General features: G+C 63.0%; 7 protein-coding genes and 1 pseudogene. 3 read left to right on the top strand and 5 right to left on the bottom strand.

Annotated elements, in window-relative coordinates:
• Positions 1–363 (bottom strand): hypothetical protein (locus EOD07_RS22045; RefSeq protein WP_127236973.1); only part of this gene is annotated, 363 nt, incomplete at its 3' end.
• Positions 364–416: 53 nt separating this feature from the next.
• The gene (moaA, locus tag EOD07_RS22040) at positions 417–1,412 is read right to left on the bottom strand and encodes a GTP 3',8-cyclase MoaA (RefSeq protein WP_127236972.1); all 996 of its coding nucleotides are present in this window, start codon (positions 1,410–1,412) and stop codon (positions 417–419) included.
• A gap of 310 nt (positions 1,413–1,722) precedes the next feature.
• On the opposite strand from moaA, the gene EOD07_RS22035 reads away from it, so the two are divergent.
• Together EOD07_RS22035 and EOD07_RS22030 are read left to right on the top strand one after the other, a co-directional pair.
• Positions 1,723–2,076: a DUF971 domain-containing protein gene (locus EOD07_RS22035; RefSeq protein ID WP_041006636.1), complete on the top strand. Its 354-nt coding sequence runs from the start codon at positions 1,723–1,725 to the stop codon at positions 2,074–2,076.
• 84 nt (positions 2,077–2,160) lie between these two features.
• Positions 2,161–2,772, top strand: a complete 612-nt coding sequence (locus EOD07_RS22030) for a pyridoxamine 5'-phosphate oxidase family protein (RefSeq protein ID WP_127236971.1) — start codon at positions 2,161–2,163, stop codon at positions 2,770–2,772.
• Positions 2,773–2,784: 12 nt separating this feature from the next.
• Here the strand turns inward: EOD07_RS22030 and EOD07_RS22025 are convergent, their stop codons facing one another.
• Positions 2,785–3,237 (bottom strand): MarR family transcriptional regulator, encoded by a 453-nt coding sequence (locus EOD07_RS22025; RefSeq protein WP_040982799.1) that lies wholly within the window; start codon positions 3,235–3,237, stop codon positions 2,785–2,787.
• 47 nt (positions 3,238–3,284) lie between these two features.
• On the opposite strand from EOD07_RS22025, the gene EOD07_RS22020 reads away from it, so the two are divergent.
• Entirely contained in the window at positions 3,285–4,193 is a 909-nt protein-coding gene (locus tag EOD07_RS22020) for an alpha/beta hydrolase (RefSeq protein WP_127236970.1), read from the top strand.
• Here the strand turns inward: EOD07_RS22020 and plsY are convergent.
• Entirely contained in the window at positions 4,190–4,873 is a 684-nt protein-coding gene (gene plsY / locus EOD07_RS22015) for a glycerol-3-phosphate 1-O-acyltransferase PlsY (RefSeq protein ID WP_127236969.1), read from the bottom strand. The genes EOD07_RS22020 and plsY overlap by 4 nt on opposite strands.
• A gap of 33 nt (positions 4,874–4,906) precedes the next feature.
• Positions 4,907–5,014 (bottom strand): annotated as a pseudogene (locus tag EOD07_RS38625) (rhodanese-like domain-containing protein); the annotation flags it as partial.

Below are 5,014 nucleotides of genomic sequence, written 5' to 3'. Positions count from 1 at the left end.
GGACCGCCGATAGAAGATCTTGTCGCCTTTCGTACCCGACAGGACCGCCCAGTTCTTGCCGGTCTTGGAGTAAGTGACTTTTTCCCCTGGCCCCGGGCTGGCTTTTTCGTTCTCGACGAGGCTCTTGGGCGTGTCGTCGAGTGCATTGTAGCCGCCGTAACAGGCCACACTGGCGCCGTCGGCGCTTTGCCATTCAAGGCCGTCGCCGTTTTCCGGCTCGGGCATGCGCTTGCTGAAAATCTGGTCCGGGAAAGTGCACACGGTGCCGAACCGCGCGTTGACATAGGTGAACGGCTTGGCCTGCGCCGTTGTCGTCAGGAACAGAAGCGCGGAAAACAGGCCGATGCGACGAAGATGCTGCATGATACCCCCTGGTCGATGACCAAAGGTGATCCTGCACCAAATCGTGAAAAAAATCAGCCGCCGGTGACGCTCATATGCCGCGATACCGAAGGACGGCTGGTGCGGCGGTCGATGATGAAATCATGGCCCTTGGGCTTGCGGCCGATGGCCTCGTCGATGGCCGCGTCGAGCAGCTCGTTGCCTTCGGAGGCGCGCAACGGTGCCCTCAGATCCGCGGCGTCCTCCTGGCCGAGGCACATATAGAGCGTGCCGGTGCAGGTCAGCCGCACGCGGTTGCAGCTTTCGCAGAAATTATGCGTCATCGGCGTGATGAAGCCGAGCCGGCCGCCGGTCTCCGAGACATGGACATAACGGGCAGGGCCGCCGGTCTTGTAAGGGATGTCGGAGAGCGTGAACTGTCGCTCAAGCGAGGCGCGCAGCAGCGACAGAGGCAGATACTGGTCGGTGCGATCGGCGTCGATCTCGCCCATCGGCATGGTCTCGATGAGGGTGAGGTCCATGCCGCGGCCATGCGCCCAGCGCATCATCTCGGGGATCTCAGCGTCGTTGAAGTCGCGCAGCGCGACGGCATTGAGCTTGATCTTCAACCCTGCCTTCTGCGCGGCGTCGATGCCTTCCATGACCTTGCCGAGATTGCCCCAGCGGGTGATCTGGTGGAATTTTTCGGCATCGAGCGTGTCGAGCGAGACATTGATGCGCTTGACGCCGCAATCGGCGAGCTCGGCGGCGAAGCGCGAAAGCTGCGAGCCGTTGGTGGTCAGTGTCAATTCGTCCAGCGCGCCGCTCGCCAGATGCCGCGACAGCTGGCGCACCAGATGCATGATGTTCTTGCGCACCAGCGGCTCGCCGCCGGTCAACCGCAGCTTCTTCACGCCCTTCTCGATGAAAACGCTGCAGAGCCGGTCAAGCTCTTCCAGCGACAGCAGATCCTTCTTCGGCAGGAAGGTCATGTCCTCGGCCATGCAATAGGTGCAGCGGAAATCGCAGCGGTCGGTGACCGACACGCGCAGGTAGCTGACGGTGCGACCGAAGGGGTCGATCATGTCCATTGCAAGCGTTTCCCGTGGCCTGAGCGGCGTCGTTATATACGGCTATGTGATACGATCCAGCGCCGCATTCAAGATAGAAGGTCTTGATCTTTGGTAACATTCCCCGACCGACATCGCGTGTCGGCTGCTTCCTAATGATCCTTTTCGGATCGCGCGAAGCGGCGTAGGGAAGGGCGCAACCAGAGCATGATGCCGAAAAGTGTGAAGCGGTTTTTCGGACGACATCATGCTCTATCTCTTTGACTTAGAGACGGATTCAGATTTCAGGTCGATTCGACCTGAAATCATCCGTCTCTAGACAGGACCAGCCATGACCGCGCCGAAGGAACTAAGGGTCTCGAAGGACCGCAAGCTCTTGACCGTGACCTTTCCCGGCCACCAACCCTTCGAATTGCCGGCGGAGCTCCTGCGTGTTGCCTCGCCATCGGCGGAAGTGCAGGGCCATTCGCCGGAGCAGCGGGTGACAGTCCCCGGCAAGCGCAATGTCGCGATCCTCAAGATCGAGCCGGTCGGCAATTATGCGGTGCGCATCACCTTCGACGATTTCCACGACACCGGCATCTTCACCTGGAACTATCTGCATACGCTCGGCCACGAAAAGGATGAGCGTTGGAACGCCTATCTTGCCGAGTTGGCCGAGAAGGGGCTGAGCCGGGACCGTTAGCCTGGCATCGCAATCCAATGTCAGCTGTCGTCAAGGCGTCATGGACCTGGCGTAGCGCCGGCAAAAGATCAGGAGGCGAAGAAGATGTCGCGCATCACATCCGTCGAACAGCTCGAGGCCCTCTACGGGCTGCCGGGCGAAGCTTCGGTCGTCAAGGAACTCGACCATGTGATTCCCGAATATGCCGCCTTCATCGAGGCCTCGCCCTTCGTGGCGCTGGCGACCAGCGGGCCCGAGGGGCTCGACTGCTCGCCGCGTGGCGATCTCGCCGGCTTCGTGCGCATCGTCGATGCCAAGACGCTGATGATGCCGGACAGGCGAGGCAACAACCGCGCCGATTCGCTGAAGAACATCATTCGCGATCCGCGCGTCGGGCTGCTGTTCCTGGTGCCGGGCTCCGGCACTACGCTGCGCATCAACGGCCGCGCGCATATCACGACCGATGCCGGGCTTTGCGCGTCCTTCGTGGTCGACGGCAAGCCGGCCCGCTCGGTCACCGTCATCGCTGTCGACACGGTCTATTTCCAGTGCGCCCGCGCCATCGTGCGCTCGGACCTCTGGAACCCGGCCAGGCATGTCGACCCGAAGTCGCTGCCGACGCCCGGCCAGATCCTCGAGGTTACCAGCCGCAAGAATATCGACGGCCAGAAGTACGACCAGGAATGGCCGGAGAGAGCAAAGAAGACGATGTGGTGATCGGAAGCCGGCTCAGGCTTCCTTCAGCACGTCGGCGATCTTGCGCATCTGCTCGCCGATCATGTCGCACTGTTCCGGCGTCGATTGGCTCATCGCCTTCTCGATCAGCGCCATGTGAACCTTCAGCGCCTTCATCAGCAGGGCCTCGCCCGCCTCGGTGAGGTTGAGCCGCAGCACGCGCTTGTCCTTCTCGTCGCCCTCGCGCCGCACCAGTCCGCGCGTCTCGAGCTGCGGCAACAGCATGGTGACGTTGGAGCGGCCGACCAGGAGTTTTCGGGCAAGGTCGTGCTGCGACATGCCGGGGTGGCGGTAGAGGTTCATCAGCACGTCGAGCTGCGCCGGCTTGAGGTCGAGCGGGGCGAGCTTCACCGCCAGCGTGCGCTCCAGCACATGGCAGGCGCGCGCCACCGCAACCCAGTTGCGAAAGCGAGGATTGTCCCAGGGCAGCTCTTGCTTAATGTTCATGTTTGAACTATTATGTTCATGCTTGAACGAATGGATGGACTGCCAATATGGCATCATTTGGAATGAAGGTCATCCGGGGCGTTTTCGGCGCGGCCGAGCATGTTGCGCCGCGTCTTAGCGGCCGCGCCGCGTTCGAATTGTTTTGCCGGACACCCAGCGTCAAGGCCTTGAGCGACGGCGAACGCCGGGCCGTCGAACGCGCTTCAGCCTTCATGGCCGAGGCGCGCCATCACCGGCTGAAGACCAGGACGGACTGCGTCGCCGTGCACGAATTCCGCCCGGAGCCGGGCAGGGAGTCGCGCGGCACCGTGCTCGTCATCCATGGCTGGCGCTCGCGCACCGAATATATGCGCGCCTTGATCGAAGGGTTTCGCGGCGCCGGCTACAAGGTCGTCTCGCTCGATTTGCCAGGGCATGGCCATTCGCTTGGCCGCCACCTCAACATGGTGAACGCGGTGGACGCGGCGCGCGTCGCAGGCGAATGGTTCGGACCCTTTGCGGCGATAGTCGGCCACTCCTTCGGCGGCGCGATCGCCGCCAATGCGGTTGCGGCGTCGGTCAAGGGCATGCCGCCGCTCAAGGCGCAGAAGCTCGTGCTGATTGCCGCGCCGAGCTCCTTGCCTGCGATCTTCGACGATTTCAGCGACATGATGAATGTCGGGCCGCGTTCCCGCGTCGCCATGGCGGACCGGGTGAAGCACCTTTCCGGGCGGCCGCTCAGCGATTTCACCGGCGATCGCCAGCTTGCGGAGGCGCCGGTGCCGACGCTGATCATCCACGCGCCGGACGATCGCGAAGTTCATGCCGACCATGCGAAGCGTTACGCGGGCGCCGGCAAGCATGTCCACCTGCACTGGGCCGACGGGCTTGGCCACCGCCGCATCCTCGCCGACAGGGATGTTGTCGCGCACGCGGTGGGGTTCGTGGCGGAGCAGCAGGAAGCGACCTTGCACTAGGGCCGTGCCGCGCCCTGTCTCGGGCTGCCATGACCTAGGCGGGGCTCCGTTCCGGCCAGCAGCCGCTGGATGTTGGCGCGGTGGCGCAGGATCACGTAGAGGCTGCCTGCAAACACCAGCAACCGATAGGGCAATGGCTGCTCCAGCCCGCAGACCAGTGCGACAGCCGTCAGTGCCGCCAGCATCGAGCTGAGGGAAACGATCCTGAAAAGAGCGAGCGTGACGGCAAATGCCGTTGCGGCTCCCAATCCCACGGGCCAGGACATTGCCAGCAGCACGCCCAACCCTGTCGCTGCGGATTTTCCGCCCGTGAAATTCAGCCAGACCGACCGGCCATGGCCGAGCAATACGGCAAGTCCGGCCAGGCATACGGTCCAAGGCACCCAGACTTGCAGTTCAAGCGCCGTCGGCGGCGTGGCGGACGATATCGCGTAGAACCAGGGATAGAACCAGCGGACAAACACGATCGCCGCCGCGCCTTTAAGCACATCGACCAGCAGCACCGCCAGCGCAGGCCATTTGCCCAAGGTTCTGAGCACATTGGTCGCGCCGGTCGACCTGGAGCCGTGCTCGCGTATGTCGATGCCCTTGAGCAGTCTGCCGGCCAGATAGCCGGAGGGCGTCGAACCGAGGAGATAGGCGACCGCCAATCCAACCGCGCTCGCTATCCAGAAAACCATCGGGTCGATTCCAAGTGTTGCGGAAGACTGTAATCAGTCAGCCTTCTTTTTCTGCCCCGGCTCCACGGGCAGGCCGGCCGCCTTCCAGGCGGTGTAACCGCCGAGAATGTGCTTGACCGGCGTCAGGCCCATGTCCTGCGC

The sequence above is a fragment of the Mesorhizobium sp. M2C.T.Ca.TU.002.02.1.1 genome, from assembly GCF_003997225.1.
This window is presented reverse-complemented; position numbering and strand designations above follow the sequence as displayed.

Excerpts from the sequence above, each read along its gene's own strand:
- EOD07_RS22030 (WP_127236971.1), top strand. The coding sequence starts at position 2,161 with ATGTCGCGCATCACATCCGTCGAACAGCTCGAGGCCCTCTACGGGCTG.
- EOD07_RS22035 (WP_041006636.1), top strand. The coding sequence starts at position 1,723 with ATGACCGCGCCGAAGGAACTAAGGGTCTCGAAGGACCGCAAGCTCTTG.
- moaA (WP_127236972.1), bottom strand. The coding sequence starts at position 1,412 with ATGGACATGATCGACCCCTTCGGTCGCACCGTCAGCTACCTGCGCGTG.
- EOD07_RS22020 (WP_127236970.1), top strand. The coding sequence starts at position 3,285 with ATGGCATCATTTGGAATGAAGGTCATCCGGGGCGTTTTCGGCGCGGCC.
- EOD07_RS22025 (WP_040982799.1), bottom strand. The coding sequence starts at position 3,237 with ATGAACATTAAGCAAGAGCTGCCCTGGGACAATCCTCGCTTTCGCAAC.
- plsY (WP_127236969.1), bottom strand. The coding sequence starts at position 4,873 with ATGGTTTTCTGGATAGCGAGCGCGGTTGGATTGGCGGTCGCCTATCTC.